Genomic DNA, 26,273 nt, shown 5'->3' with positions numbered 1-26,273 from the left:
GCCGGTGAGGGCGACCTCGGGAGAGGGGCGTACATGGGCTGGACGGTCCTCTACATCGCGTTCGGGGTAGTGGCGTTGTGGCTCCTCGGTGAGGTACTGCTCCAGTACAAGGCGCGGCTGCGCTGGCGGCTGCTGGCCTTCGCCGGCTTCTCCTGCGTCGTCCTCGGTGTGCTGACCTCGCTCGTCGTGGTGATCGCGCTCGGCGCCGTCGCCTTCGCGGTCGGGCAGACCTTCGTGACGCTCTCCTTCCGCCGGGGCTTCTCCACCGGCTGGGCGGTCGGCGGGCGGCCCGGCGCCTCACGCCGCCGCCGGGCCGCCGGGGCCACGCGGCAGGACCCGACCCTGGAGGTCTCCGGCCTCCAGGAGGAGACCCCGAAGATGCCGGAGAGCCCGCCGGTGTACGCGGCGGTGGAGCCGGTGCCCGACGACACCGGCCAGTACGGCGTCTACGACACCGCCCCCGACAAGCCCGCCACCGGCCCCACCGGTTACGAAACCCCCTACGCCGCCCAGGAGTCGGGGTACGCCCCGCAGGACCCGTACGCCGCCCCCCAGGCCGGGTACGCCTACGACCACGCGTCCCAGGACTACGGCTACGGCACCGGCCAGGAGCAGGGCCAGTACACCGGCCACGCGGACCCGTACGCCGCGACCGCCGGGTACGACCGGACCGCCCAGGGCGGGTACGGCGACTGGGGCAGCCAGCAGGCGCAGGACGCCTACGGCCACCCGCAGGAGACGTACAGCCAGACCGGCTACACCGACACCCCGCCCGGCGGCGTCTGGGTCCCGCAGCAGCGCGAGGGCGAGAGCGGCTCCGCCGGATACGGCGGCTACGACGCTTCGGGCCTCCCGGCGCAGCAGCAGCCGGACGGCGGGTACACGCCGCCGCAGGGCTACGAGCAGTGGCAGGGGTACGGCGGGCTGCCGCCGGAGCAGGGACAGGGCGCGCCGGACCACGGCGGCCGGCCGTACCGCCCCTGAGGCGCTCTGCCCCGCTCAGGCCGAGCCGGTGAACTCCGGTCCCTCGACGATCAGTCCGGCCACCAGCGCGCCCGACATGCCCGCGTGCGGCAGCCCGCCGCCCGGGTGGGACCAGCCGCCGACGGTGAACAGGCCGGGGACGCGGGTGGAGTTGGCCGGGTGGAGCAGCGCCCCGTCCGCAGCCGCCAGCGCAGGGGTGGGGACGGCGCCGCCCAGGGCGCCGGTCGTACGCGCGATGTCGGCCGGGGTGACGGCGTGGCGCCACCGCAGCCGCCCGGGGAGGCCGGGGAGGGCCGCCTCGGCGCGGGCGGTGATCCGGTCGAGGTCGGCCTCGGTGGGCTCGGTGCCGGGCGCCACGGTCAGCCGGACCGTCACCGCCTCGTGGCCGGGACCCGGGACCAGCGCGGGGTCGTCCGGGCGGTCCACCGTCAGCGTCGGGTCGGCCGCCACCCCCGGCGCTCCGCCGAAGACGTGGGCGGCCTCGGCCCTCGGGTCGCGGCTGTGCACCACGGTGCGGTGGACGGTGCCCGGTGGCCGCGCGCCGTCCAGGGCGAGCAGCACCAGCAGGCGCGAGGCGCGGTCGGCCTCCCGCTGGGCGGGCACCTCGTCGGCGGCGCGCGCGGGCGAGCCGAGCAGGGCGTCGAGGACGGACGGCGGGACGCCGGCCACCACGTGGTCGGCGTCGACGCGGACGCCGTCGGCGGTCTCCAGACCGACCGCGCGCCCCTCCTCGGTACGGATCGCGGTGACCTCGGAGCCGAGGACGAACCTCACCTTCCGCTCCACGCACCGCTCGTGGAGCGCGGAGGCCAGGGCCCGCATCCCGCCGCGCACCGACCAGAGCCCGAAGGTCTGCTCCAGGTACGGCAGGACGGCGGCGCCCGCCGGGGCGGTCCGCGGGTCGAGGCCGGCGGCCAGCGCGTAGTGCCCGAGCAGTGCGGCCAGGCGCGGGTCGCGCAGCTCCCAGGCGCCGACCTCGGCGAGGGTGGTGGCACGGCGCTCGCGGCGCAGCGGACGCCGCCAGGGCTCGGCCGGATACGGCTCGCGGGCGGCCAGGACCTGCCAGTTGGGCCAGAGGGTCTCTTCCAGCAGGGGGCGACGGGCACGGTCCCAGGCGTCCCGGGCGCGGTTCAGGAAGGCGCCCCACCGCTGGCCCGCCCCGTCGCCGAGGGCCGCGTCGAGCGCGGCGGCGACCTGGGCGCGCGAGGTGTGCGGCAGGTCGGCCTGGACCCCGTCGGCGAAGACGTGGCGGACGGCGGGGTCGGTCTCGGTGAGGTGGACCCGGTCCTCCAGTGCCTCGCGGCCGGTCTTCAGGAACAGGTCGCGGGGGACCGCGGGGAGGGTCAGCAGTCCGGGCCCGGTGTCGAAGGCGAACCCGTCCCGGTGGTACCGGCCGAGGGACCCGCCGTACGTCTCCGTGCGCTCGTGCACCTCCACGTCGTGCCCCGCCACCGCCAGCCGGGCCGCCGCCGCCATGGCCCCCATACCGGCGCCGATCACCGCGATTCTTGCCATGGGCGCGATTCTATTTGCCCGTGCCGGGTCCGGGCGGCCGGGTCCTGGTGGCCGGGTGAGTACCCGTACTCAGGGGATCTGGGTGCGGGAGCGGAGGGAATCGGGGGCCGGCGGAGGGAAGAGTGGGGTCCGCCGGGCGGGGCCGCGCGGCGACGTGTCCGTACCGCCGGCACGGGGCGGCGGAACGGGCGGGACCGGGAAGGTCCTCCCGCGGCCCCGCCCGGCCTCGCGTGCCGCTGGTGTCAGGGCAGGGACGGGCCCACGCCGCTGACCCGTCCCTGCAGGAGGAGCGAGAGCGCGCCGTGGACCTCGTCGATGGAGCGCTCTCGCTGGAACGCCTGCCAGTCCAGCGCGGCCACCAGTACCATCCCGACCAGCGCCGCCGCGGTCAGCGGGATGTCCACCTCGGAACTGAGCTCCCCGGTCTCCACCGCCTCCCGCAGCACCTCCTCGACCACCGCGACCGCCTCCCGCCGGACCACCAGCAGGGTGTCCTGCCAGGCCCGGTTGGTGCGCCACAGCTCGGCGACGTACAGCTGGGTGAAGGCCGGATAGCGGTCGATGAAGAGCAGCCCGGCACGGATCATCGCGTCCAGCGAGTCGACCCGGCTGCCGCCGCGCGCGGCGGTCTCCTCGGCCGCCGTGCGCAGGGAGGCGGTGAGCAGCCCCACCCCGTGCCTCAGCAACTCCTCGAACAGCACGGTCTTGCTGGCGAAGTTGTAGTACACGGTGCCCTTGGCGACCCCGGCCCGCTCGGCGATCTCGTCGACCGTGGTCGCGGAGAAACCCTGCTCGGCGATGAGAGTGACGGCCGCCTCGTAGAGCTTCTGCCGGGTCGCCTGCCGCCGTGTGCTGCTGTCCATGGCCCCGATCTTCGCAGGTGCGGCGGGGACCGCGCGCCCGGCGCTCACAGGGTGAGTTCCGGGTGGAGGCGGTTCACGGTCCACATCTGCTTGCCGCGCGCGGCCAGCGCGGTGAGCGCCAGGGCGCCCGCCGTGAACGCGGCCAGTACCGCGCACGCCTGCCACACCGGGCCGAGCGGGCCGCCGGTGATGAGCACCCGCAGCGCCTCGACCACGTAGGTCATCGGCAGGAACGGATGGATGGCGTTGAAGAAGCCCGGGCTGGTCTGCACCGGGTAGGTGCCGCCGGCCGAGGTGAGCTGGAGCATCAACACGGCCAGCACCAGGATGCGCCCGGCCGCGCCGAAACGGGCGTTGAGCCACTGGACGATCGCCGTGAAGCAGGCGCTGGCCAGTACCAGGAAGCCGAGCGTGCCGGCCGCCCTGGTCATCTGCAGGCCCATCGCGAAGTGCAGCACCGACATCAGCGCGGCGACCTGGAGGACGCCGATCCCCGCCACCGGCAGCCAGCCCGAGAGCGCCGTCCGCCAGGCGGAGGTGCCCACCGCCAGGGCACGGCGGCTGAGCGGCGGGATCACCATGTACGCGACCATCGCGCCGACCCAGAGGGAGAGCGGGATGAAGTACGGGGCGAAGCCGGTGCCGTAGTTGGGGGCGGCGTGCATCGACTGGGAGGCGAGGCGGACCGGGTCGGCCATCACCTCGGTACGGTCGTCGCGGTCCTTCCTGTCGTAGTCGGGGATCTTCCCGACGCCGTCGTGGAGGCCGCCCGCCAGCTCCCCGGAGCCGTCGGCGAGCCGGTACATGCCACCGTCGAGGTTCTTGGCGCCGGTCTGCACGCGGCCGATGCCGGAGTCCAGGTCTTCGGCGCCGGTACGGGCGGCGCCCAGGCCGGTGTGGAGCGTCTTGGCGCCCGCCGCGACCTGCTGGGCGCCCTTGTGGAGCGCGTTGACCTTGGTGACGGCGTCCTTCAGGTCGTCGCCGAGAGCGGGGGCGCTCCTGGAGAGGGCGTCCGCCTGCTTCTGGAGGGTGGCGAGGTGGCCGTCGAGGGCGGTGAGGTCGGCGTCGCCGATCACCGTCTCCAGATCGTCGGCGACCTTGGCGACGCCGGTCGCGGAGTCCTTCGCCTTCCTCAGGTCCGGGCAGGCCGGATCGCCCGGTTCGCCGGGGGAGCCCTCGCAGCGGGCGGCGTAGACCTCGTCGAGGGTGTCGGAGGCCGCGTGCGCGCCGCGGGCGGCGATCGGGGCGGCCTTGACGAGTTCGGCCAGGTCGGCGCGGACGACCTTGGTGGAGTCGCTGACCAGCCGTGCCGTGTCGCCGATGAACTTGCCGTCCTCCTTCAGGTACGGCCGGACCTTCTCGGAGGCGGAGTCGACCTTCGACGCCAGAATCCTGGTGCCCGCGGCGACCCGCGCGGAGCCCTTCTCCAGGTCGGCCGCGCCCTTGTCGAGCCGCTCGACCCCGCTGACCAGCTTGCTGCTGCCGGCCCGGGTGTCCTTCAGGCCGTCGACCAGGTCCTTGGAACCGTCCTTGGCCTTGCCGATGCCCTTCCGCAACTCGTCCGCTCCGTCGGCCGCTTCGGCGGTGGCGCTGTGGATGTCGGAGAAGGAGAGGAAGATCCGGTCCAGGAAGGAGCGGGACGCCTTGGCCGAGGCGGAGGTGCGGACCTCGGTGAAGACGGTCCGGGAGATCTGCCCGACGATGTAGTTGTTGGCGTCGTTGGTCTCCACCTTCAGCGCGCTGGTCTTCGGCTGGTCTCCGGAACTGGAGGCGATCCGCTCGCTGAAGTCCGCCGGCATGGTCAGCGACAGGTAGTACGTGCCGTCCTCGACGCCGCGCCGCGCCTGCTCGGCGCCGACCTCGTGCCACTCGAAGACCTCGCTGTCGAGCAGGCCCTCGGTGATGTCGTCCCCGGCCCGCAGCTCCTCCTCGCCGGTTCCGGCGCCCCGGTCGTCGTTGACGAGGGCGACCGGGATGCGGTCGAGGCGGCTGTACGGGTCCCAGAAGGAACACAGGTACAGCGCGCCGTAGAGCAGCGGCAGCAGCAGGAGGGCCACCAGGGCGGCGGCCGGCAGGCGTCCCCTGCCGAAGCGCTTCAGCTCAAGCGCGGCCAGTATCGGCGAGCGCATCCGCCGCCTCCTTCTCGGTCTCGGTCTCGTCGGTCTTCCCGGCCGGTTCGGCGGGGGCGTCCTCGGCGGTACGGGCACCGGTGGCGCGGTCGGTGCCGACCACCACCAGGGGGACGTCGCCGGGGAGCTTCGCCGGGGGCTCGCCGCACACCGCCAGGACGGTCGTCCCGGCGGCGGCCACGCTCGCCAGCAGCGCCCACGCCTCCTCGCGCAGCGGCGCGGACAGCTTCAGGTCGACGTCGTCCACGGCGAGCAGCCGGGGCCGCCCGATCAGCGCCAGTGCCACACAGAGCCGCAGCCGCTCCAGCCGCTCCAGGTCCCGCACGGCCGTCCGCGGCCCCTTCGGCAGTGCCGCCAGGTCGAGCCCGGCCGCGGCCAGCGCCTCGTCGTGGACCCGGTGGGCGTCCGCGCGCCGCTGCCGGGGCGGGCGCAGCGCCGCCTTGAGCGCGGCGAGCGGCGCCACCCCGTACCGCTGCCGGAGCAGCACCCGCTCGCGCAGGTGCTCGCCGACGGTCAGCGAGGGTTCGAGGTCGTCGACGCCGGGTACGTGGGCGAGCGCCGCCGTCCGCCGGACCGCCGCGGCCTGCTTGCGCAGCCGCAGCCCGCCGATCCGGGCCTCGCCCCCGGTGAGCTTCATCCGCCCGGTGAGGGCCAGCAACAGGCAGGTGCGCCCGGTGCCGGAGGCGCCGGTCAGCGCCACCACCGAACCCGGGGCCGCCGCGAAGCCCACGTCCCGGAAGGCCCAGCCGCGCGGGCCCTTCACCCCGATCCCCTCGGCCTCGACGGCGGCGCCCTCGGGGACTTCCCCGGCCCCGGCCGGGGTGCCGGGGGGTCTGCTGGTGGCTGGTTCCGGGTGGCGCTGGGGCTCCGGCTCCGGCTGGTGGCGGGTCACGGCCCGGCCCTCCTCCGCATTTTGCACTGACTGGTCAGTGCAAAAACTATGACGGGCCCTTGGCGTGCCGCAATCCGCCCCCCGCGCCCCGGAGCCGTGGCGGGCGGCGACGGCGGCGGAACTGTCCGCTCTGCGGGCGGTTTGCCCGTGGCGCACCTCACGGCCGCCCGCTCGCGTCCACCGGTACGGCGGCCCGGGCGGCACCTGCTCCGGCGCCGGGCCGCGCCGTACCGCGTGCGGACCGGCCCGCACCCCGCTGACCGGCCGGGCGAGGCCCCCGGCGCCCGGGCCGGGCGGTGCCGCGGAGGCAATAGGGTGGGAGTTCACCGCACCCGATAGACGCCCGCCGCCCGAGCGGCGTGCCGCGCCGAGGAGTCAACTGCCGTGTCGGACCCGATGCGCCCCCGCGCTTCTCTCCGTACCGCCGTGGTCTGGGAGGTCCTCAAGGACGCCCTCGACCGCCAGGTGAAGGCCGCGGGGAGGCGCTCGCTGGACGTCCTGGACTCCGGCGGCGGCAGCGGCAACTTCGCCGTGCCGGTGGCCCGCCTCGGTCACCGCGTGACCGTCGTCGACCCCAGCCCCAACGCCCTCTTCGCCCTGGAGCGCCGGGCCGCCGAGGCCGGCGTCGCCGACCTCGTCACCGGCGTGCAGGGCGACGCGCTCGGCCTCTTCGACGTGGTCGAGCGCGGCGCCTACGACGCGGCCCTGCTGCACGGCGTCCTGGAGCACATGGACGACCCGGCCGAAGGCGTCGTCAGCGTCGCCGCCGCACTGCGCCCCTCGGGCACCCTCAGCCTGCTCGCCGCCGGACTCGGCGGGGCCGTCCTCGCCCGCGCCCTGGCCGGCCACTTCACCGAGGCCCGGACCGCGCTCGGCGACCCGGCGGGCCGCTGGGGCGACGCCGACCCGGTGCCGCACCGCTTCACCCCCGACCAGCTCACCGCCCTGGTGGAGGCGGCCGGGGTGCGGGTCGGCGCGGTCCACGGCGTCCGGGTCTTCGCCGACCTGGTCCCAGGCGTCCTGGTCGACACCGAGCCGGGCGCCCTCGACGCCCTGCTCAAGCTGGAGGCCGCCGCCGCCGAGGAACCGGCCTTCCACGCCGTCGCCACCCAGCTCCACGTCCTCGGCGAGAAGACCGCCACCCGGGAGGACTAGTCCTCCGTCCCACCCGCGCACCCCTGTGATCAGGGCACCCGGTCCGGAAGGAGCACCGCGCGGGAACCCGTTCGGCCGGTCGGCGCCGTATGATCGAGGAAGTCCGGCAAGGCATGGCAGGTCGCTTCGTGGGGAATGGACGCCTCAGCGAATCGGTGTGCCGACTCGAACCGGATGGCGAATTGGCGCAGAGGGGCGGGTTTCACGGGGGCGATTCCCTGCCTATCCTGAAGGGACCCCCCTGTCGCCCAGGCGACTGCACGATGAGGAGGACTCCGTGCCGCTCTCAGAGCACGAGCAGCGCATGCTCGAGCAGATGGAGCGAGCGTTGTACGCCGAAGATCCCAAGTTCGCGACAGCGCTTGAGGGAAGCAAGCTGCGTACGTACACCCGTCGCCGGGTGTACCAGGCAGTCGTGGGCTTCCTGGTGGGAATCGTGCTCCTCATGGCCGGGATGGTCGCGCAGCAGATCTGGGTCAGCGTGGTGGGATTCCTCGTCATGCTGGGCTGCGCGGTACTCGCGGTCACCGGCTGGCGCAAGGCGCCGAAGCCGGGCGAGCAGCCGGCCCCCGGCACCGCGGACCCCGCGGGCGCCGGCGCCAAGCGACGCCAGGGCAAGCAAGGCAGACAGCGCCGCTCCGTGATGAACCGTATCGAACAGCGCTGGCAGCAGCGCCGGGACGGACAAGGACAGTAGACAGGGGGACCGGCCGCCCGGCCGGTCCTCGGCAGTGACGGTGTGGGGCCCGCCTTCCGAGGCGGGCCCCACACCGTTGTGCGTGGACACGTGCGTCGTACACCCGCTCGGCCCGTACGGGGCGAGGGGCGGGCTCGTCGCGCGGACCCGCCCCTCACCTCACCGGGCCGGTCAGCTGCTCCGGGCGTCCCTTCCCCGGAGCCGGGGCAGCCGGGGAAGCCGCCCGGCCGCCGCCCGGCCCCGTGCCCGCAGCCGCTCCCCGTGGTCCGCCGCCGCCCACGCCACCCGGACGGCGGAACGCGGGAGCAGCAGTGCCCGCAGCCGGGTGCGGCGGGAGGCCCGGGCGTGCAGCGCGGCCCGGAAACGCTCCACGTCCTCGGCGAGCCCGGCCACCGGGGCCGGTCGCGGCGCGTACAGCTCCCGCTCCACCGCCCCCGCCAGTCGGCGCACGCCCTCGGCGGTCTCCGGACCCGGCTCGGCCAGCGCGACGAGACGTTCGGCGGCCCGGCGCGGGGTCAGCGCCCCGTCCGGCGCGATGCCGTGGTCCCAGGCGGTGTCGGTCAGCTCCCGCCAGGCCGCGAGCGGCGGTACCCCCCGGGGGCCCGCGCCATCGCCCACCGGGGTCAGCCGCAGCCCGCGGACCCGCCGCCGCCAGACCAGCGGCCCCAGCAGCGCCGCCGCCAGCAGCAGGAGCGCGCCGGCCGTGCCGAGCAGAGTGCCCCACGGGGGGCCACCGCCACCGCCGGCAGCGCCGGCATCCGGCGCGTCGGGGCCGCACTCGCCGAGCGCCCGCTCCGCGCGCGGGCAACTCGGGGCGTCGCTCGGCGGGGTGGAGGGGGCGTCGGAGGCCGACTCCTCGGGCTGCTCCGGGGTGTCGACCTCGCTGTCGGGGACGTCGGGCCGGGTGTACTCGGGCACCGAGCCCCGGTTCGGGGTCGGCTCGAACCGCGTCCAGCCGATCCCCTCGAAGAACAGCTCGGGCCAGGCGTGCGCGTCCCGCAGTCCCACCGACATCTCGCCGGAGCTCTTCGCCGTCCCCGCCGTGAAGCCCACCGCCACCCGTGAGGGCATCCCGAGGGTGCGGGCCATCGAGGCCATCGCGAAGGAGAAGTGCACGCAGAACCCCTCCTTGTCGCGGAGGAACCGCGCGATGGCCTGCGAGCCGCTGCCCGCCCGCACCTGCGTGTCGTAGGTGAAGCCGCCCTCCTGGGCGAACCAGTCCTGGAGCCGTACCGCCCGTTCGTAGTCGTTGTCCGCGCCCCGGGTCACCTTCCGGGCGGTCCGCTCCACCACGGCCGGGAGGGAGTCGGGCACCGAGGAGAACTCGTCGGGCAGGGTCTGGGCGGCCGCCGCCGAGTCCGCCACGGCCAACTGGTCGGCGCCGGGGCGGACCAGGAGGCTGTCGACGGAGTACTCCAACCCCCGGGTGTCCTGGTCGCCGTCGCCCACCAGGGTGCGGCCGACCGGTTCGAACCGCCAGTCGCCCGGCACCTCGACCCGCGTCGCCGGGTACGGCATCGGCAGCCAGTCCTGCGCGTACCAGCCGGCCGCCGAGACGTTGGTGGAGACCTCGGTGACCGGGACGGTGTCGCCGGCGAGACCCGGCGGGGGCGGCAGTCGCCCGGGTACGTCGGTGACCGGGCGGGAGGCGGGCTTCCAGGAGACGCCGTCGAAGTCGTCCAGGGAGACGATCCGCAGGTACAGGCCGTCGGTTTCGGCGGCGTTGGTGCGGTACTTCAGCACCTCGCGGTTCTCCGGCTGGTTCAGGCTGTTCTGGAGCGAGACCAGCGGATTCACCGCGGAGATCGTGCCGCCGCCACCTTCGCCGCCGGGCCCGGGACCGGCGGTGCCGAGCAGCCCCGTACCGAGCGAGGGCAGTACCAGCGGCACCACCAGGGCCACCCCCAGCGCCACGGCGCCGATCCGGCGGCCCGAGCGCATCGGCGTCGCCGGCGTGCCCACGCTCTCGCGCGGGGCGGAGCCGCCGCCGACCGGACCGCCGAAGACCCGCCCCCACCGCGCCAGCCGGTCGCCGCTCTCGGCGAGGAGCAGCACCAGGTACCCGCCACCGGCCAGCGCGAACCACAGCGCGCCCGCGCCGCCGTCCGAGAGCCCCGCCGCCACCGAGTACAGCGCGAGCAGCGGCAGACCCGCCGGGGCGGCGAGCCGGTAGGTCACCGCGAAGGTGTCGACGAGCAGGCCGACCAGCAGCACCCCGCCCACCAGCAGCAGTGCGATGCCGTCGGTCAGCGGTGCCGGGCTGGCGAACCGGCCCACGTCCTGGACGCCGTTCCCGATCAGCGTCCCCAGCTCACGCACCGAGTCCGGGGTCGGCAGGAACCCGAGGAACGCCTCCTCCCGCGCGAAGAGCAGGGTCAGCAGCAGCGCCCCGGCAAGGAGCTGGGAGCCAGCCGTCAGCGGCCGGGCCAGCGGTACCCGGCGGGCCGCCGCGCCGGCACCCGCCGTCAGCCCCAGCAGGATCGCGGCCTGGACCAGCCAGGTGGAGCGGTCCACCAGCGGCAGCAGCGAGGCCGAGGCGAGCAGCGTCGCCGCCCACGAGGCGAGGAGAATCCCGATCCGTCCGCTCACGCGGCACCCCCCGAAGGAGTCGAAGCTGTACGCGGCCGGGCCCCGGCAGCCGGTCCGGGCACCCCGGCCCCGCCCCACAAGGGGGCCAGCCGGACACCGGGCGGCACGGGCACCACGGCCCACCCCGCCTCCCGCAGCCGCCGGGCCCGGGTCTCCAGCGCCGCGCCGCCCTCACCCGCCCAGAGAGCGGAGTCCAGCAGGAAGGCCACCGCCGTCGAACCCGGCCGCCTCATCCGGGCGGTCAGCGTGGTCTGCTCCTCGTCCAGGTCGCCGAGGAAGGCGACCAGCAGGGCCTCCCCGCTCTCCCCGAGCACCTCCTGGGCACGCGAGAGCCCGGCGCCGTCGGAGTGTCCGACGCCCGCGAGCACATCCATCATCAGCGCGGCCGTCTGCCCGGACGGGCCGCCGTACGCCTGTGCGGAGCCCTCGGCGGGGGCCGCGTCGCCGGTGTCCGTGACCAGCCGGACCGTGTGGTTCTTCTCCAGCAGGTGGAGCAGGGCCGAGGCCGCCCCCGACACCGCCCACTCGAAGGCCGAGCCCGGTCCCGAACCGGTGCGACCGGCGGCCCGGGTGTCGAGCAGCACCGTGCAGCCGGCCCGCCGCGGCTGCTCCTCGCGGCGGACCATCAGCTCGCCGAGGCGGGCCGTGGAGCGCCAGTGCACCCGGCGCAGGTCGTCGCCGTGCCGGTAGCCGCGCGGGATCAGGTCGTCCTCCCCGGCCAGCGCCAGCGTGTGCCGCCGCCCCTCGCCGAACCCGTGCGCCTCGCCGCCGGGCCGCAGCGGGGGCAGCCGCTCGACGCGCGGCACCACGGTCAGCGTGGACTGCCCGGAGAAGGCGCGGTCCAGCTCGCACATGCCGAACGGGTCGCTCAGCCGCAACTGGAGCGGGCCCAGCGGATACCGGCCGCGCAGGTCGGAGCGGACCCGGTAGGACACCTCGCGGCGGCCTCCCGGCTCGACCCGGTCCAGCAGGAAGCGCGGGCGCGACCCGAGTACGTAGGGCACCTTGTCCTGGAGCATCAGCACGCCGGTGGGGAAGCGCGAGACGCTGTCGACGCGGAGCGTCACGCGCGCCTCGGAACTGGCCGGCACCTGGGCCGGGGTCAGCCGGCGGCTGCCCTCGACCCGGTGGCGGGTGCGGTACAGGAAGAGGACGCAGAGCAGCGGCAGGACGGCCAGCAGCAGACCGACCCGGAGCAGATCACCCTGACCGAGCAGGTAGGCGCAGAAGGCCGCCGCCAGCCCCGCGGCCAGGAACGAGCGGCCCCGGGTGGTGAGCCCGCCGAGCGCCCCGCGCAGCCCGCCCCGCTCCCGCGCCCCGTCGGCGCCGGAGCCGGGCATCACACGCCCCGGGGGGCGGAGTACGGGCGCCTGACGTGCGGAACCGAGCCGTTGGACGGGCCGGGCACGGGCGTGCCCTGGACGATCTCCTGGACCAGTTGCTCGGAGGTGCGGCGGGCCAGCTGGGCCTGGGCGGTCGGCAGCAGCCGGTGTGCGAGGACCGGCACCGCCAGTGCCTGCACGTCGTCGGGGAGGGCGAACTCGCGGCCCGCCAGCGCGGCGGCGGCCTTGGCGGCCCGCACCAGGTGCAGGGTGGCGCGCGGTGAGGCCCCGAGCCGCAGCTCCGGGTGGCTGCGGGTGGCGCCGACCAGGGCGACGGCGTAGCGGCGTACCGCGTCCGAGACGTGGACCTCGCGGACCGTCTCGACCAGCTTGAGGATGTCGTGGGCGTGGGCGACCGGCCGGAGGCCGTCCAGCGGCGAGGCGGCGGCGTGCACGTCGAGCATGCGCAGCTCGGCGTCGGGGGAGGGGTAGCCGATGGAGACGCGGGCCATGAAGCGGTCCCGCTGCGCCTCCGGGAGGGGATAGGTGCCCTCCATCTCGACCGGGTTCTGGGTGGCGACCACCATGAACGGGCCCGGCAGCGCGTAACTGCGGCCGTCGACGGTGACCTGGCGCTCCTCCATCGACTCCAGCAGCGCGGACTGGGTCTTGGGGGAGGCGCGGTTGATCTCGTCGCCGATGACGATCTGGGCGAAGATCGCCCCGGGCTTGAACTCGAACTCGGCGTGCTGCTGGTCGTAGACGCTCACCCCGGTGATGTCCGACGGCAGCAGGTCCGGGGTGAACTGGATGCGGCGGACCGTACAGTCCACCGATCTCGCCAGCGCCTTCGCCAGCATCGTCTTGCCGACACCGGGCACGTCCTCGATGAGGAGGTGGCCCTCGGCCAGCAGGACGGTCAGCGAGAGCCGTACGACCTCCGGCTTGCCCTCGATCACCTCCTCGACCGACCTGCGCACCCGTTCCACTGTGGCGGTCAGATCCGTGAGGCTCGCTCGCCCGTCATAGGTCGTCACCCGGCCCTCCTCGGCCCCTTGTCGGGCCGGTGCGCGACGGCGCGGCCGGACCCTCCCCGATCAGTGGGCAGCGCGCGGGCCTCAGAGCCGTCGCGCGATGCCTCCCGCGCATTCTCGTCGCCGCCGAGGGCGTGTGTCACTCGCATCCGGGCAACTGATGCGGGTTCACGGTGAATTGCCGCGTTTTTCGAAGGGGGCCGGGCGGGCCGACGTCAGGCGGGGTCGATCTCCGTGAGGGCGCCGGTCTTCACGTCGAAGACGAAGCCGCGCACGTCGTCGGTGTGCAGCAGGAACGGCGAGGTCCGCACCCGCTGCATCGACTGGCGCACGTCCTGCTCCACGTCGCGGAAGGACTCCACCGCCCACGTCGGCCGCTGCCCGACCTCCGCCTCCAGGTCCTCGCGGAACTCCTCGGTCAGGTTCTCCAGACCGCAGTTGGTGTGGTGGATGAGGACCACGCCGCGGGTCTCCATCGCGCGCTGGCTGATGGTGAGCGAGCGGATCACGTCGTTGGTGACCACACCGCCCGCGTTGCGGATGGTGTGGCAGTCGCCGAGGTCGAGGCCGAGCGCGGCGTGCAGGTCGAGACGGGCGTCCATGCACGCCACCACGGCCACCTTCAGCACCGGGCGCGCGTCCATGCCCGGGTCGGTGAACTTGGCCGCGTACCGGCCGTTGGCCTCGACGAGGCGGTCGGTGACATGGGGGCCGGCCTGGAGCGGGCGGCCTTCGGTGTGAGCGGGAGTCGACATGGATACGACGGTAATGCGCGTCGGCGCCCGAGGTGTGCGCGGAAGAGGGCGAAGAGCCCTGACGGAACCCCTTGTGAGGTAATCCACACGGCCCTGCCCGGCCACCCTCACCACCCCGGGCGACGCACGGAGCGGCTGATTGACCGGCGGGACGAGTGGACTAAAGTGACGCGAAGTGGCAGGGGCGACACGCCCTCGCCGCACCGGGGGACCATCGAAGGGCCCCCGAGAGAACCAACGCGTGCGGTGCGCGTACGGCGCGGCTCCCGACCGCTCGCCGGCGGCGGCACCCGGGATGCCGGGGACGGCACGCCGGGCGGCGCCGCCCCCGGCGGACACCAGGTCCGTGCGCCGAGTGGCCCCGCACCGGACCGAGAGGGCGCAATGCTGGGGCGCGACGCAGACGAGACGAGCGGCGCGCCGAGCGCCGCGGGCCACCAGGGGACGACCCCCGAGGACGGCAACACCCGCCACGTCCCCGTGATGCTCCGCCGCTGCCTCGACCTCCTCGCCCCGGCCCTCGCCGAACCGGGCGCCGTCGTCGTCGACTGCACCCTCGGCCTCGGCGGCCACAGCGAGGCCCTGCTCGCCACCTTCCCCGCCGCCCGCCTCGTCGCCCTCGACCGCGACAAGGAGGCGCTGCGCCTCTCCGGGGAGCGCCTCGCCCGCTACGGCGACCGCGCCACCCTCGTGCACGCCGTCTACGACGAACTGCCCGAGGTCCTGGAGCGGCTCGGCATCCCCCGCGTCCAGGGCATCCTCTTCGACCTCGGCGTCTCCTCCATGCAACTCGACGAGGCCGACCGAGGCTTCGCCTACGCCCAGGACGCCCCGCTCGACATGCGGATGGACCAGACGGCCGGCATCAGCGCCGCCGAGGTCCTCAACACCTACGCCCCCGGTGACCTGGTCCGGGTGCTGCGCGCCTACGGCGAGGAGAAGCAGGCACGCCGCATCGTCTCCGCCATCGTCGACGAGCGCGCCAAGGAGCCCTTCACCACCAGCGCCCGCCTGGTCGAGGTCATCCGGGACGCCCTGCCGCAGGCCGCCAAGCGCACCGGCGGCAACCCGGCCAAGCGCACCTTCCAGGCGCTGCGCATCGAGGTCAACGGCGAACTGGCCGTCCTGGAGCGCGCGATCCCCGCCGCCGTCGCCTCCCTCGCCGTCGGCGGACGCCTGGCCGTCCTGTCGTACCACTCGCTGGAGGACCGGCTGGTCAAGCAGGTCCTCGCGGCCGGGGCCGGCTCCACGGCCCCGCCCGGCCTGCCGGTCGTCCCCGAGCGCTATCAGCCGCGCCTCAAACTGCTCACCCGCGGCGCGGAACTCCCCACCGAGGAGGAGGTCGCCGAGAACCGGCGCGCCGCCCCCGCCCGGCTGCGCGGCGCCCAGCGCATCCGCGAGGAGCACCAGGAGTGAGCCGCCAGGTGGGCAGGCCCGAACTGCGCGGCCGCGCCGCCCGTCTGGCGCGGCTGCTGCCCGCCGGTCCGGCGGGTGCCGCCCGCGCCCCGTTCGTGCTGCTGGTCGTGGCGCTGCTCGGCGGTGGCCTGATCACCTTGCTGGTGCTCAACTCCGCGCTCAACGAAGGCTCCTTCACCCTCAGCGAGCTGAAGCGGGAGAACACCGAGCTGACCGACGAGCAGCAGGCCCTCCAACTCGACGTCGACGCCCACGCCCGGCCGGACGCCCTGCGCCGCCGGGCCGACGCCCTGGGCCTGGTCCCCGGCGGCATCCCGGTCTTCCTCGACCGGGACGGCACCGTCCGCGGCGTCCCCAGCCCGGCCCCCACCCCGGTCCGCGCCAGCCCCTCCCCGGCGTCCTCCCCTTCGCCGTCGGCCGAGGCAGCCCCGTCGCCCGCCGCGAGCCCGTCCCCAGGTGCCCCGGGAACCCCGGCGCCCGAGCCGAGCCCCTCGGACACCCCCGCCCCCGCCGAACCGACCCCTGGCAGGTGACGCCGTGTCCGACAGGCAACCCCCGCGCCGCCGCGTCCCCGGCCCCGCCCGCCCGTCCGGCGGGGCACGCGCCGGCTCCGGCCGCTCCGGCACAGCAACCAAGGGCACGGCCCGCAAGCCCGCCGAGCGCCGCAGCCCGCACGCCGGGCAGGGCTCCGGAAGGCCCGCCCCCCGGCCCCGCGCCCCCAAGGCCCCGCCCGGCCGGACCGGCCTCAGGCTCGGCAGGCCCCGGCCCCGGCTGCGGCTCATCGGGTTGGCGCTGACCCTGGTGATGGCGGTCTTCGTCGGGCGACTGCTCCAGCTCCAGGCCGTCGACCCGCAGGCGTACGGCGCGGCAGCCGCCGCCAGCCGCTCGTACAGCGGGGTGCTGGCCGCCGAACGCGGACCGGTCACCGACCGCAACGGCGTCGAACTCGCCTCCAGCATCGACGCGTACGACGTCACCGCCGACCCGTCGATGTTCACCCCGGAGCGGACCGGGGAGAAGGACGCGCCACTCCAGGCCGCGCAGATCCTCGCGCCGATCCTCGGCGCCGAGGCCGAGGAGCTGACCGCCCAGCTGCGGCGCGACGACACCCGGTACGTGGTGCTGGCGCGGCGTCAGACCCCGCAGGTGTGGAAGCAGATCAAGGACCTCAAGAGCAGCTTCGCCGAGGAGTTCCAGAAGAGCGGGCGCCGGGCCGCCGACCCGGAGACGAACAGCGTCCTCGCCGGGATCTTCCCCGCCGCCACCAGCAAGCGGGTCTATCCGGGCGGAGACCTCGCCGCCGGGATACTGGGCTGGGTCAACGCCGACGGCAAGGGCGCCGGCGGCATCGAGGCGCAGTGGGACAAGAAACTGGCCGGCGAGGACGGCCGGATCACCTACGCCCAGGCGGGCGGCCGCCGGGTACCCACCGCCGGCAGCGAGGAGGACCCCGCGGTCCCCGGCTCCGGCCTGGAACTCACCATCGACCGCGACATCCAGTGGGCCGCCCAGAACGCCATCTCCGAACAGGTCACCCGGTCCAAGGCAGCCCGCGGCTACGTCATCGTCCAGGACACCGCCAGCGGCGAGATCCTGGCGCTGGCCAACGCCCCCGGCTTCGACCCCAACGACCTCACCCGGGCAGCCGCCACCGCGATGGGCAACGCCGCCGTCCAGGACGCCTACGAGCCCGGCTCCACCGCCAAGGTCATGTCGATGGCGGCGGTGCTGGAGGAGAACGCCGCCACGCCCGGCACCCACGTCACCGTCCCCAACCGGCTGCACCGCGGCGACCGCCTCTTCCAGGACGACGTCGACCACCCGACCTGGTACCTCACCCTCAACGGCGTGCTCGCCAAGTCCAGCAACATCGGCACCATCCTCGCCGTCGAACAGCTCGGCAAGACCCAGCCCGAGGCCAACCAGGTCCTCCACTCCTACCTCAGGAAGTTCGGCATCGGCCGCCCCACCGGCCTCGGCTTCCCCGGCGAGACCCCCGGCATCCTCGCCCCGCCCGAGGACTGGTCGACCTCGCAGCAGTACACGATCCCCTTCGGCCAGGGCGTCTCCGTCAACGCCCTCCAGGCCGCCTCGGTCTACTCGACCATCGCCAACGGCGGCGTCCGCGTCGCCCCCACCCTGGTCCGCGGCACCCACGACGGCGGAGCGTTCACCCCGGCGCCCGAACCCGAGAGGACCCGTGTGGTCAGCGAGAAGACCGCCAAGGCCCTCTCCCTCATGCTGGAGTCCGTCGTCGACGACGAGGAGGGCACCGGCGTCAAGGCCCGCATCCCCGGCTACCGCGTCGCCGGCAAGACCGGCACCGCCAACCGCGTCGACCCGGAGACCGGCCGCTACAAGGGCTACACCTCGTCGTTCGCCGGCTTCGCCCCGTCCGACGAACCCCGCGTCACCGTCTACTGCGCCATCCAGGACGCCACCAAGGGCAGCTACTTCGGCGGCCAGATCTGCGGCCCCGTCTACAAGCAGGTCATGGAGTTCGCCCTCAAGACCCTCCAAGTGCCGCCCAGCGGTGCCAAGCAGGCCCGACTGCCCGTCACGTTCACCCCCGAGGACTGACCAGGAACCGCGTGAATACGATCACCCCCGAACCGGGGAACCACCGCTCGGAAGGCGACGACGCCACCGGACCCGCCGCCCCCTCATTTCGCGACCGGAGGGGTGTGCCCGGTACGCTCACCGCCGTGCCCCACGCTGATCAGTCCGAAACCCCGCAGGCCGCACTGAAGGGTGCTCCCGTGACCTACCCGGGGCCTCCGCGCCCGCTCCAGGTTCCCGCCACCACGCTGGCGGAACTGGCCGATCAGCTCGGCGTCGACGCCCGCGGGGCCGAGAACCCCGCCGGCACCGCCCTCGGCGGCATCACCCACGACTCCCGGGCCGTGCGCCCCGGCGACGTCTACGCGGCCCTGCCCGGCGCCCGCGTCCACGGCGCCGACTTCGCCGCCCAGGCCGCGAGTCTCGGCGCCGCCGCCATCCTCACCGACCCGGCCGGCGCGGGCCCCGCCCTCGCCACCGGTCTGCCCGTCCTCGTCGTCGGCGACCCGCGCGGCCGGATGGGCGAGGTCGCCGCCACCCTCTACGGGCACCCGGGCCGGGACCTGCTCCAGATCGGCATCACCGGCACCTCCGGCAAGACCACCACCGCCTACCTCATCGAGGGCGGCCTGCGCGCGGCCCAGGAGGCCCGGGCGAAGGAGAGCGGCGAGGAGGTCCCGCCGACCGGACTGATCGGCACCGTCGAGATGCGCATCGGCGACGACCGCATCAAGTCCGAGCGGACCACCCCCGAAGCCACCGACCTCCAGGCGCTCTTCGCCGTCATGCGGGAACGCGGCGTCCGCGCCGTCGCCATGGAGGTCTCCAGCCACGCCCTGGTCCTCGGCCGCGTCGACGCCTGCGTCTTCGACGTCGCCGTCTTCAACAACCTCAGCCCGGAGCACATGGAGTTCCACTCCGACATGGAGGACTACTTCCAGGCCAAGGCGCAGCTCTTCACCGCGGCCCGCTCCCAACAGGGCGTCGTCAACTACGACGACGAGTACGGGCGCCGCCTGCTCACCGAGGCCGAGGTGCCGGTCATCTCCTTCTCCGCCGAGGGCCACCCCGACGCCGACTGGCGCGCCGAGGACGTGGTGGTCGGCAGCCTCGACTCCACCTTCACCGCGGTCGGCCCGGCCGGCGAGCGGATCAGCGCCCGCTCGCCGCTGGCCGGTCCCTTCAACGTCGCCAACACCCTGGCCGCCGTCGTCACCCTGGCCGCCGCCGGTGTCGACCCGCAGACCGCCGCCGACGGCATCGCCGGCGTCCCCGGCGTCCCCGGCCGCCTGGAGCGCGTCGACGCCGGACAGCCGTACCTCGCGGTCGTCGACTACGCCCACAAGACCGACGCCGTCGAATCGGTGCTGCGCGCCCTGCGCAAGGTCACCGAGGGACGGTTGTACATCGTGCTCGGCTGCGGCGGCGACCGCGACACCACCAAGCGCGGCCCGATGGGCGCCGCCGCCGCCCGCCTCGCCGACCTCGCCGTCCTCACCTCGGACAACCCGCGCTCCGAGGACCCCCTCGCGATCCTCTCCACCATGCTCGCCGGTGCCGCCGAGGTACCCATCCACGAGCGCGGCGACGTCATCATCGACGCCGACCGGGCCGGAGCCATCGCCGAGGCCGTCGTCCGCGCCGAGGCCGGGGACACCGTCCTGGTCGCCGGCAAGGGCCACGAACAGGGCCAGGACATCAACGGCGTGGTCCGCCCCTTCGACGACCGGCTGGTGCTGCGTGCCGCCATCGAGCGGGCCGAGGCCCGCCGGGCCGCCGCGGACCTGCCGGGCACCACCCAGCAGGCCGCCGAGGCGGCCGCTGGCACACAGGCAACCCCTCAGAAGAACGCGGGATGAACTTGTGATCGCCCTCTCCCTGGCCGAGATCAGCAGCATCGTCGGCGGGCAACCCGCCGACATACCGGACCTGGACGCCCAGGTCACCGGACCGGTCGTGATCGACTCCCGGCTCGCCGGACCAGGCAGCCTCTTCGCCGCGTTCGCCGGTGAACGGGCCGACGGCCACGACTACGCGGCCGCCGCCGTCGAGACCGGCGCCGTCGCCGTCCTCGCGACCCGGCCCGTCGGCGTGCCCGCCCTCGTCGTGGACGACGTCGAGCGTGCCCTCGGCGCGCTCGCGCGTGCCGTCGTCGAGCGCCTGGGCACCACCGTCGTCGCCCTCACCGGCTCCGCGGGCAAGACCTCCACCAAGGACCTCGTCGCGCAGCTCCTTTCGCGCGTCGCCCCCACGGTGTGGACGCCCGGCTCCCTCAACAACGAGATCGGACTGCCGCTCACCGCGCTGCGCGCCGACGCGGACACCCGCCACCTCGTCCTGGAGATGGGGGCCCGCGGCGTCGGCCACATCCGGTACCTCACCGGCCTCACCCCGCCGCGGATCGGCGTCGTGCTCAACGTCGGCAGCGCGCACATCGGCGAGTTCGGCGGCCGCGAGCAGATCGCCCTCGCCAAGGGCGAACTGGTCGAGTCGCTCCCCGAGGACGGCGTGGCGATCCTCAACGCCGACGACGGTCACGTCCGTGACATGGCCTCACGCACCAAGGCGCGCGTCGTCACCTTCGGCGAAGCACCCGAAGCGGACATCCGTGCCGAGAATGTCCGGCTCACGGAGAACGGCCGCCCCGCCTTCACGCTGCACACACCCTCCGGGTGCGGCGAGGTGACCATGCGCCTGTACGGTGAGCACCACGTGTCGAACGCGCTCGCCGCCGCCGCCGTCGCATCGGAACTGGGCATGCCCGTGGACGAGATCGCCCAAGCGCTCTCCGAGGCGGAGTCCCTGTCCCGCTGGCGGATGGAGGTCACCGAGCGCCCGGACGGTGTGACGATCGTCAACGACGCCTACAACGCGAACCCCGAATCCATGCGGGCGGCTCTGCGCGCGCTCGTGGCGATGGGCGGCGCCCACCGCGGCGAGGGGGGCCGCACCTGGGCGGTGCTCGGACAGATGGCCGAGCTGGGGGACGAGGCGCTCACCGAACACGATGCCGTCGGGCGGCTCGCCGTCCGGCTGAACGTGAGCAAGCTCGTGGCAGTCGGCGGCAGGGAAGCGGCCTGGCTGCAGATGGGCGCATACAACGAGGGTTCGTGGGGTGAGGAGTCGGTGCACGTGTCCGACGCACAGGCGGCGGTCGACCTGCTGCGCAGCGAGCTGCGCCCAGGCGACGTCGTACTCGTGAAGGCTTCCCGGTCCGTGGGACTGGAGAAGGTCGCCGCCGCTCTGCTGGCGGACGGTACGGGCGAGGGTGAGGTCGCCGCCCGATGATGAAGCAGATCCTGCTCTCCGGCGTCATTGGACTGTTCCTGACGCTGATCGGCACACCACTGCTGATCAAGCTGCTGGCCAAGAAGGGCTACGGCCAGTACATCCGCGACGACGGTCCGCGCGAGCACCACGCCAAGCGCGGGACGCCGACGATGGGCGGTATCGCCTTCATCCTCGCGACGATCATCGCGTACTTCCTGTCCAAGCTGATCACCGGTTACCAGGTGACCTTCTCGGGTCTCCTGGTCCTCGGGCTGATGGCCGGCATGGGCCTCGTCGGGTTCCTCGACGACTACATCAAGATCGTGAAGCGGCGCTCGCTGGGCCTGCGCGCCAAGGCGAAGATGGGCGGACAGCTCATCGTCGGCATCGCCTTCGCCGTGCTGGCGCTCCAGTTCCCCGACAACCGGGACCAGACGCCGGCCTCCACCCGCCTGTCGTTCGTCACCGACTTCGGCTGGAAGATCGGCCCGGTGCTCTTCGTCATCTGGGCGCTCTTCATGATCCTCGCCATGTCGAACGGCGTGAACCTCACCGACGGCCTCGACGGACTCGCCACCGGCGCCTCCGTCATGGTCTTCGGCGCGTACACCTTCATCGGCGTCTGGCAGTTCCAGGAGTCCTGCGCCAACGCGGAGTTCCTCACCAACCCGGCGGCCTGCTTCGAGGTACGAGATCCACTCGACCTCGCCGTGGTGGCCTCCGCGCTGATGGGCGCCTGCTTCGGCTTCCTGTGGTGGAACACCTCGCCCGCCAAGATCTTCATGGGCGACACCGGTTCGCTCGCCCTCGGCGGCGCCCTCGCCGGTCTCGCCATCTGCTCCCGCACCGAGCTGCTGCTCGCCGTCCTCGGCGGCCTCTTCGTCCTCATCACCATGTCCGTGGTGATCCAGGTCGGCTCGTTCCGCCTCACCGGAAAGCGGGTGTTCCGGATGGCGCCACTCCAGCATCACTTCGAACTCAAGGGGTGGTCCGAAGTCCTTGTGGTGGTCCGCTTCTGGATCATCCAGGGCATGTGCGTCATCGTCGGCCTCGGCATCTTCTACGCAGGATGGGCAGCCATCAAGTGACCTGGCAGGACCAGCACATCACCGTGGCCGGCCTCGGGGTGAGCGGCATCAGCGCCGCCCGCGCCCTGGCCGGCCTCGGCGCGCACGTCACCGTCGTCGACGGCGGTGAGAGCGAGCAGCACCTGGCGCGCGCCGCCGAACTCGCCGCCGCCTTCGACGCGGCGGACACCCCCGGCACCGTCGCGGTCCGCCTCGGCGACGCCGACACCCTTCCCGAGCCGACCGACCTGGTCGTCACCTCGCCCGGCTGGAAGCCGGACTCGCCGCTCTTCGCGGCCGCCGCCGAGGCAGGCGTCGAGGTCGTCGGCGACGTCGAGATCGCCTGGCGGCTGCGGCCCGAGGGCGCCGCCGACTGGCTCTGCGTCACCGGCACCAACGGCAAGACCACCACCACCCGGATGCTCGCCTCCATCCTCACCGCGGCCGGCCTGCGCACCGAGGCCGTCGGCAACATCGGCACCCCGCTGATCGACGTGGTCCTCGCCCAGGAGCCGTACGACGTCCTCGCCGTCGAGCTCTCCAGCTACCAGCTGCACTGGACGCCCTCCCTGCGCGCCCACTCCGCGGCCGTCCTCAACCTCGCCCCCGACCACCTCGACTGGCACGGCTCCATGGAGGCGTACGCCGCCGACAAGGGCCGGATCTACGAGGGCAACCGGGTCGCCTGCGTCTACAACACCGCCGACCCGGCCACCGAGGCCCTGGTCCGCGCCGCCGACGTGGCGGAGGGCGCCCGCGCCGTCGGGTTCACCCTCGGCGCCCCCGGCCCCTCCGAACTGGGTGTCGTCGAAGGGCTCCTGGTCGACCGGGCCTTCGTCCCCGACCGGCACCGGCAGGCCCAGGAACTGGCCGAGGTCTCCGACGTCAACCCGCCGGCCCCGCACAACATCGCCAACGCCCTCGCCGCCGCCGCCCTCGCCCGCGCCTACGGGGTGGACGCCACCGCCGTCCGCGACGGACTGCGTGCCTTCGCCCCGGACCCGCACCGGATCGAGAAGGTCGCCGAGGTCGACGGCGTCACCTACGTCGACGACTCCAAGGCCACCAACACCCACGCCGCCGAAGCCTCCCTGAACGCCTACCAGCCGATCGTGTGGATCGCCGGCGGGCTCGCCAAGGGGGCCACCTTCGACGACCTGGTCGCCTCCGCCGCCGACCGGCTGCGCGGCGCCGTCCTCATCGGCCGGGACCGCGCCCTGATCCGCGAGGCCCTCGCCCGACACGCCCCCGACGTCCCGGTCGTCGACCTGGACCGGACCGACACTGGGGCGATGTCCGCGGCGGTCACGGCCGCCCGGGACCTCGCCGAGGCGGGCGACACCGTGCTGCTGGCCCCGGCCTGTGCCTCGATGGACATGTTCACCAACTACAACCGGCGCGGCGAGGCGTTCGCCGAGTCCGTGCGGGCCCTGGCCGCCGACGCCTGAGCCCCGCACCCCGCCCCCGGCCCGCCGCCGCCCGCCGAGGGCGGGGCGGGCCTGCGCGAGGAACCGCCGCGCCGGGGACGACTGGAGGGGACAGCGACCATGCCGGCCGACACCGACCGGAAGCGGCGCACCGCGCCGCGCCCGCGCACCACCGCGCCCCCGGCCCGGCGCCCCCTCGGCGCCCGCCTGCGCGACAACCCGGCCACCCGCTTCCGGCGCCGCGTCCAACGCGCCTGGGACCGCCCGCTGACCGCGTACTACGTCATCGTCGGCGCCAGCGCGCTGCTCATCGTGCTCGGGCTGATCATGGTGTACTCCTCCTCGATGGTGTACGCCATCAACAAGGGCCTGGGCAGCTCCTACTTCTTCTCCAAACAGCTCGTCGCCGCCCTCGCCGGCGGGACGCTGCTGATCCTCGCCGCCCGGATGCCGGTCAAGCTCCACCGGGCGCTGGCCTACCCGATCATCGTCGGCTCGGTCGCGCTGATGACCCTGGTCCAGGTACCGGGGATCGGCCAGGAGATCAACGGCAACACCAACTGGATCTCCCTCGGCGGCCCCTTCCAGATCCAGCCCAGCGAGTTCGGCAAGCTCGCCCTCGTGCTGTGGGGCGCCGACCTGCTCGCCCGCAAGCAGGAGCGGCGGCTGCTGGCCCAGTGGAAGCACCTGCTGGTCCCGCTGGTCCCGGCCGCCTTCATGCTGCTCGGCCTGATCATGCTCGGCGGCGACATGGGTACCGCGATGATCCTCACCGCGATCCTCTTCGGGCTGCTGTGGATCGCCGGTGCCCCCACCCGGCTCTTCGCCTCGGTCCTCGCGGTCGCCGCCGCCATCGGCGCCCTGCTGATCTGGACCAGCCCCAACCGGATGGCCCGGCTCAGCTGCCTGGGGGCGACCGACGCCGGGCCCGCCGACATCTGCCTTCAGCCGCTGCACGGCAGCTACGCCCTGGCGTCCGGCGGATTCTTCGGTTCCGGGCTCGGTGCGGGTGTGGAAAAATGGGGTCAACTGCCGGAAGCACACACCGACTTCATCTTCGCGGTCACCGGGGAGGAACTCGGCCTGGCGGGGACGCTGTCGGTACTCGCGCTCTTCGCGGCTCTAGGCTATGCGGGTATCCGCGTGGCCGGACGCACGGAGGACCCCTTCGTGAGGTACGCCGCGGGAGGTGTGATCACCTGGATCATGGCGCAGGCCGTGATCAACATCGGTGCGGTGCTCGGCCTGCTGCCGATCGCCGGGGTCCCGCTCCCGCTGTTCTCCTACGGTGGGTCCGCCCTGCTGCCGACCATGGCTGCCATCGGGCTGCTCATCGCGTTCGCGCGGGCGGACCCGGCCGCCCGGGCGGCACTGGACACGAGACTGCCCGGCAGGAAGCGGGCAGCGGTGAGATGGAACACGATGCGACGGCGCGCCCGCGGGCGCTCGTCCGGAGAGCGGTGAATTTCGGTGCATGTCGTACTCGCCGGTGGGGGGACCGCCGGTCATATCGAGCCGGCGCTCGCCCTCGCGGACGCCCTGCGCAGGCAGGACCCGACCGTGGGGATCACGGCGCTGGGCACGGAACGCGGCCTGGAGACCAGGCTCGTGCCGGAGCGCGGCTATGAACTGGCGCTGATCCCCGCCGTCCCCCTGCCCCGCAAGCCCACCCCCGAGCTGATCACCGTCCCCGGGCGGCTGCGCGGCACGATCAAGGCGGCCGAGCAGATCCTGGAGCGCACCAAGGCCGACGCGGTCGTCGGCTTCGGCGGCTACGTGGCCCTCCCCGGCTACCTGGCGGCCAAGCGGCTCGGTGTGCCGATCGTCGTCCACGAGGCCAACGCCCGCCCCGGCCTGGCCAACAAGATCGGCTCCCGGTACGCCCACGGCGTCGCCGTCTCCACCCCGGACAGCAAGCTGCGGGACGCCCGTTACATCGGCATCCCGCTGCGCCGTGCCATCGCCACCCTGGACCGGGCCCGGGTCCGCCCCGAGGCGCGTGCCGCCTTCGGCCTCGACCCCAACCTGCCGACCCTGCTGGTCTCCGGCGGCTCCCAGGGCGCCCGCCGCCTCAACGAGGTCGTCCAGCAGGCCGCCCCCTCCCTCCAGCGGGCGGGCATCCAGATCCTCCACGCGGTCGGCCCGAAGAACGAACTGCCGCACGTCGACAACATGCCCGGGATGCCGCCCTACATCCCGGTACCGTACGTGGACCGCATGGACCTCGCCTACGCGGCGGCGGACATGATGCTCTGCCGCGCCGGTGCGATGACCGTCGCCGAACTCTCCGCCGTCGGGCTGCCGGCCGCCTACGTCCCGCTGCCCATCGGCAACGGCGAACAGCGGCTCAACGCCCAGCCGGTGGTCAAGGCCGGCGGCGGACTCCTCGTCGACGACGCGGAGCTGACGCCGGAGTGGGTGCAGCAGAATGTGCTGCCGGTCCTCGCGGACCCGCACCGGTTGTACGAAATGTCCCGCGCGGCCTCCGAGTTCGGCCGCCGGGACGCCGACGACCTGCTCGTCGGCATGGTGTACGAGGCGATCGCCGCACGGCGCGCCGACCACTGAGGGGCGGCCCACGCCCCCACGACGCAGGAGG

20 protein-coding genes are annotated in these 26,273 nt (G+C 74.1%); 12 read left to right on the top strand and 8 right to left on the bottom strand.

The window, feature by feature from the left end; translation table 11 throughout:
- Positions 1–33 precede the first annotated feature (33 nt).
- Positions 34–984: a hypothetical protein gene (locus ACSLIC_RS05305; RefSeq protein WP_436736516.1), complete on the top strand. Its 951-nt coding sequence runs from the start codon at positions 34–36 to the stop codon at positions 982–984.
- A 15-nt stretch (positions 985–999) separates the two neighbouring features.
- Here ACSLIC_RS05305 and ACSLIC_RS05300 read toward each other — a convergent pair whose 3' ends face one another.
- The 4 genes from ACSLIC_RS05300 to ACSLIC_RS05285 all read right to left on the bottom strand — a co-directional run bounded on the left by ACSLIC_RS05300 (position 1,000) and on the right by ACSLIC_RS05285 (position 6,383).
- The gene (locus ACSLIC_RS05300) at positions 1,000–2,499 is read right to left on the bottom strand and encodes a phytoene desaturase family protein (RefSeq protein WP_436736515.1); all 1,500 of its coding nucleotides are present in this window, start codon (positions 2,497–2,499) and stop codon (positions 1,000–1,002) included.
- 242 nt (positions 2,500–2,741) lie between these two features.
- The gene (locus ACSLIC_RS05295; protein WP_436736514.1) at positions 2,742–3,362 is read right to left on the bottom strand and encodes a TetR/AcrR family transcriptional regulator; all 621 of its coding nucleotides are present in this window, start codon (positions 3,360–3,362) and stop codon (positions 2,742–2,744) included.
- Positions 3,363–3,406: 44 nt separating this feature from the next.
- Positions 3,407–5,491 carry a YhgE/Pip family protein gene (locus ACSLIC_RS05290; protein WP_436736513.1) on the bottom strand — a complete coding sequence of 695 codons (2,085 nt, stop codon included), beginning with the start codon at positions 5,489–5,491 and terminating at the stop codon, positions 3,407–3,409.
- The gene (locus ACSLIC_RS05285) at positions 5,463–6,383 is read right to left on the bottom strand and encodes an ATP-binding cassette domain-containing protein (protein ID WP_436736512.1); all 921 of its coding nucleotides are present in this window, start codon (positions 6,381–6,383) and stop codon (positions 5,463–5,465) included. Before ACSLIC_RS05285 ends, ACSLIC_RS05290 begins: the two co-directional genes overlap by 29 nt.
- 384 nt (positions 6,384–6,767) lie before the next feature.
- Between ACSLIC_RS05285 and ACSLIC_RS05280 the strand changes: the two genes are divergently transcribed.
- On the top strand, positions 6,768–7,538 hold the full coding sequence (locus tag ACSLIC_RS05280; RefSeq protein ID WP_436736511.1) for a methyltransferase domain-containing protein: 771 nt from the start codon (positions 6,768–6,770) through the stop codon (positions 7,536–7,538).
- A gap of 277 nt (positions 7,539–7,815) precedes the next feature.
- Entirely contained in the window at positions 7,816–8,235 is a 420-nt protein-coding gene (locus ACSLIC_RS05275) for a DUF3040 domain-containing protein (RefSeq protein WP_436736510.1), read from the top strand.
- Positions 8,236–8,406: 171 nt separating this feature from the next.
- On the opposite strand, the gene ACSLIC_RS05270 is transcribed toward ACSLIC_RS05275, so the two are convergent.
- The 4 genes from ACSLIC_RS05270 to ACSLIC_RS05255 form a co-directional block, all read right to left on the bottom strand.
- Complete coding sequence (locus ACSLIC_RS05270; RefSeq protein WP_436736509.1) at positions 8,407–10,824, bottom strand: transglutaminase TgpA family protein; 2,418 nt, start codon at positions 10,822–10,824, stop codon at positions 8,407–8,409.
- A complete protein-coding gene (locus tag ACSLIC_RS05265) occupies positions 10,821–12,164 on the bottom strand; it encodes a DUF58 domain-containing protein (RefSeq protein ID WP_436736508.1) in 1,344 nt (447 codons plus the stop codon). The genes ACSLIC_RS05270 and ACSLIC_RS05265 overlap by 4 nt, the downstream gene beginning before the upstream one ends.
- On the bottom strand, positions 12,164–13,183 hold the full coding sequence (locus ACSLIC_RS05260; protein WP_436736507.1) for an AAA family ATPase: 1,020 nt from the start codon (positions 13,181–13,183) through the stop codon (positions 12,164–12,166). Before ACSLIC_RS05260 ends, ACSLIC_RS05265 begins: the two co-directional genes overlap by 1 nt.
- A gap of 212 nt (positions 13,184–13,395) precedes the next feature.
- Positions 13,396–13,935: a beta-class carbonic anhydrase gene (locus tag ACSLIC_RS05255; protein WP_436736506.1), complete on the bottom strand. Its 540-nt coding sequence runs from the start codon at positions 13,933–13,935 to the stop codon at positions 13,396–13,398.
- Between the two features lie 384 nt (positions 13,936–14,319).
- Between ACSLIC_RS05255 and rsmH the strand changes: the two genes are divergently transcribed.
- The 9 genes from rsmH (at position 14,320) to murG (ending at position 26,242) form a co-directional block, all read left to right on the top strand.
- Positions 14,320–15,351, top strand: coding sequence for a 16S rRNA (cytosine(1402)-N(4))-methyltransferase RsmH (gene rsmH / locus ACSLIC_RS05250; RefSeq protein WP_436736505.1), 1,032 nt, complete (start codon positions 14,320–14,322; stop codon positions 15,349–15,351).
- Positions 15,348–15,884, top strand: coding sequence for a septum formation initiator family protein (locus tag ACSLIC_RS05245; RefSeq protein ID WP_436736504.1), 537 nt, complete (start codon positions 15,348–15,350; stop codon positions 15,882–15,884). The genes rsmH and ACSLIC_RS05245 overlap by 4 nt, the downstream gene beginning before the upstream one ends.
- A 4-nt stretch (positions 15,885–15,888) precedes the next feature.
- A complete protein-coding gene (locus ACSLIC_RS05240) occupies positions 15,889–17,931 on the top strand; it encodes a peptidoglycan D,D-transpeptidase FtsI family protein (RefSeq protein WP_436736503.1) in 2,043 nt (680 codons plus the stop codon).
- A gap of 11 nt (positions 17,932–17,942) precedes the next feature.
- Entirely contained in the window at positions 17,943–19,769 is a 1,827-nt protein-coding gene (locus tag ACSLIC_RS05235) for a UDP-N-acetylmuramoyl-L-alanyl-D-glutamate--2,6-diaminopimelate ligase (protein ID WP_436736502.1), read from the top strand.
- A gap of 4 nt (positions 19,770–19,773) precedes the next feature.
- Complete coding sequence (locus ACSLIC_RS05230) at positions 19,774–21,198, top strand: UDP-N-acetylmuramoyl-tripeptide--D-alanyl-D-alanine ligase (protein WP_436736501.1); 1,425 nt, start codon at positions 19,774–19,776, stop codon at positions 21,196–21,198.
- Complete coding sequence (gene mraY, locus ACSLIC_RS05225) at positions 21,195–22,268, top strand: phospho-N-acetylmuramoyl-pentapeptide-transferase (RefSeq protein ID WP_436736500.1); 1,074 nt, start codon at positions 21,195–21,197, stop codon at positions 22,266–22,268. Before ACSLIC_RS05230 ends, mraY begins: the two co-directional genes overlap by 4 nt.
- Positions 22,250–23,695: a UDP-N-acetylmuramoyl-L-alanine--D-glutamate ligase gene (gene murD, locus ACSLIC_RS05220; protein ID WP_436736499.1), complete on the top strand. Its 1,446-nt coding sequence runs from the start codon at positions 22,250–22,252 to the stop codon at positions 23,693–23,695. The genes mraY and murD overlap by 19 nt, the downstream gene beginning before the upstream one ends.
- Before the next feature lie 99 nt (positions 23,696–23,794).
- On the top strand, positions 23,795–25,138 hold the full coding sequence (gene ftsW, locus ACSLIC_RS05215; RefSeq protein ID WP_436736498.1) for a putative lipid II flippase FtsW: 1,344 nt from the start codon (positions 23,795–23,797) through the stop codon (positions 25,136–25,138).
- 6 nt (positions 25,139–25,144) lie between these two features.
- On the top strand, positions 25,145–26,242 hold the full coding sequence (gene murG / locus ACSLIC_RS05210; protein ID WP_436736497.1) for an undecaprenyldiphospho-muramoylpentapeptide beta-N-acetylglucosaminyltransferase: 1,098 nt from the start codon (positions 25,145–25,147) through the stop codon (positions 26,240–26,242).
- Positions 26,243–26,273: the final 31 nt, after the last annotated feature.

The organism is Streptomyces sp. BBFR102 (assembly GCF_051397025.1).
GTDB lineage: Bacteria > Actinomycetota > Actinomycetes > Streptomycetales > Streptomycetaceae > Streptomyces.
The sequence above is the reverse complement of the archived record's forward strand: the minus strand, read 5'-3'. Positions and strand labels throughout refer to the sequence as shown.

Bases quoted from the DNA above. Each gene is read 5' to 3' on its own strand.
- ACSLIC_RS05265 (WP_436736508.1), bottom strand. From the start codon at position 12,164: ATGCCCGGCTCCGGCGCCGACGGGGCGCGGGAGCGGGGCGGGCTGCGC.
- ACSLIC_RS05300 (WP_436736515.1), bottom strand. From the start codon at position 2,499: ATGGCAAGAATCGCGGTGATCGGCGCCGGTATGGGGGCCATGGCGGCG.
- ftsW (WP_436736498.1), top strand. From the start codon at position 23,795: ATGCCGGCCGACACCGACCGGAAGCGGCGCACCGCGCCGCGCCCGCGC.
- mraY (WP_436736500.1), top strand. From the start codon at position 21,195: ATGATGAAGCAGATCCTGCTCTCCGGCGTCATTGGACTGTTCCTGACG.
- ACSLIC_RS05255 (WP_436736506.1), bottom strand. From the start codon at position 13,935: ATGTCGACTCCCGCTCACACCGAAGGCCGCCCGCTCCAGGCCGGCCCC.
- rsmH (WP_436736505.1), top strand. From the start codon at position 14,320: ATGCTGGGGCGCGACGCAGACGAGACGAGCGGCGCGCCGAGCGCCGCG.
- ACSLIC_RS05295 (WP_436736514.1), bottom strand. From the start codon at position 3,362: ATGGACAGCAGCACACGGCGGCAGGCGACCCGGCAGAAGCTCTACGAG.
- ACSLIC_RS05290 (WP_436736513.1), bottom strand. From the start codon at position 5,491: ATGCGCTCGCCGATACTGGCCGCGCTTGAGCTGAAGCGCTTCGGCAGG.
- murD (WP_436736499.1), top strand. From the start codon at position 22,250: ATGGGCAGCCATCAAGTGACCTGGCAGGACCAGCACATCACCGTGGCC.
- ACSLIC_RS05305 (WP_436736516.1), top strand. From the start codon at position 34: ATGGGCTGGACGGTCCTCTACATCGCGTTCGGGGTAGTGGCGTTGTGG.